The sequence below is a fragment of the Shinella pollutisoli genome, from assembly GCF_024609765.1.
In the GTDB taxonomy this organism is placed as follows: domain Bacteria; phylum Pseudomonadota; class Alphaproteobacteria; order Rhizobiales; family Rhizobiaceae; genus Shinella; species Shinella pollutisoli.
This window is the reverse complement of the sequence record NZ_JANFDG010000073.1, coordinates 1-780: the sequence shown is the minus strand read 5'-3', so window position 1 is coordinate 780 and position 780 is coordinate 1. Positions and strand designations below refer to the sequence as shown.

1 protein-coding gene is annotated in these 780 nt (G+C 52.2%); it reads left to right on the top strand.

Translation table 11 applies throughout. The annotated features are described in order from the left end of the window. The first annotated feature begins 159 nt into the window (after nt 1-159). Nucleotides 160-462: a DUF982 domain-containing protein gene (locus tag NNZ72_RS25380; RefSeq protein WP_130520345.1), complete on the top strand. Its 303-nt coding sequence runs from the start codon at nt 160-162 to the stop codon at nt 460-462. The last annotated feature ends 318 nt before the right edge of the window (nt 463-780 follow it).

Sequence of the window (780 nt, the reverse complement as noted above, 5' to 3'; positions counted from 1 at the left end):
GACGCGCCAGCATTGGCCGCATAACTTAAACCAAACGGTCTCCGGAAAAGCCGGGCCGGTTCAGATCTTGAAACTGAAAACCTGCAAAAATACATCTTCGCTCGGTGCTCGATCCCGACACCACCCTTGTTGATCACCAACGTTTTCAGTGAGGTAGAGATGAACTCGAAGGTATTTGATAGACCCGTATATCTGAGGGAACGCAGGGAACTGATCCGAGAGATAACGTGCCTGGAAGACGCCATCGATTTTTTGGAAGAATGGCCTGAAAGAGATCGTGACATCGTTCACGACGCGGCATTGAAAACCTGCTACATGGCCTTCGACGGTCATAAACCCGTAAAGACTGGACGCAATGCAATTCGCTCTTTTGGAGAGAAGAAGGGCATTCTGGTGAAATCTCCAGGTGTCATGCCGTGGATGATCCGGTCGCGCTCCGGTGGCGGGCGCCTGTCCGCATAAGAATTATTGCAAACGGGAGAGGCTGCCGATGCAGCCTCTCTTGCTAGCCGCCACCGACATCCCGCTGCCGCGTGTCTCAAGCGTTGCAAGTTAGCCGGCGCACCGGTCGCGAAGACGGCTGATGATGTCTAGCTTATGAAGCTCCCGCCCATAATCGGCGAGGTTCACATCTTACTTGATCCGCGCATTTGGCGACTTTCTTGTCGAGAACATGGGCCTCCGTCATGCCATGCCTCTCATAGAAATTTCATCGAACTAGGTCCTGTTGACAAAGTGGATTCCCAAATCAGCAGAAGCGTGATTCAAGACTGCTTTTTA

Excerpts from the sequence above, each read along its gene's own strand:
- NNZ72_RS25380 (WP_130520345.1), top strand. The coding sequence starts at position 160 with ATGAACTCGAAGGTATTTGATAGACCCGTATATCTGAGGGAACGCAGG.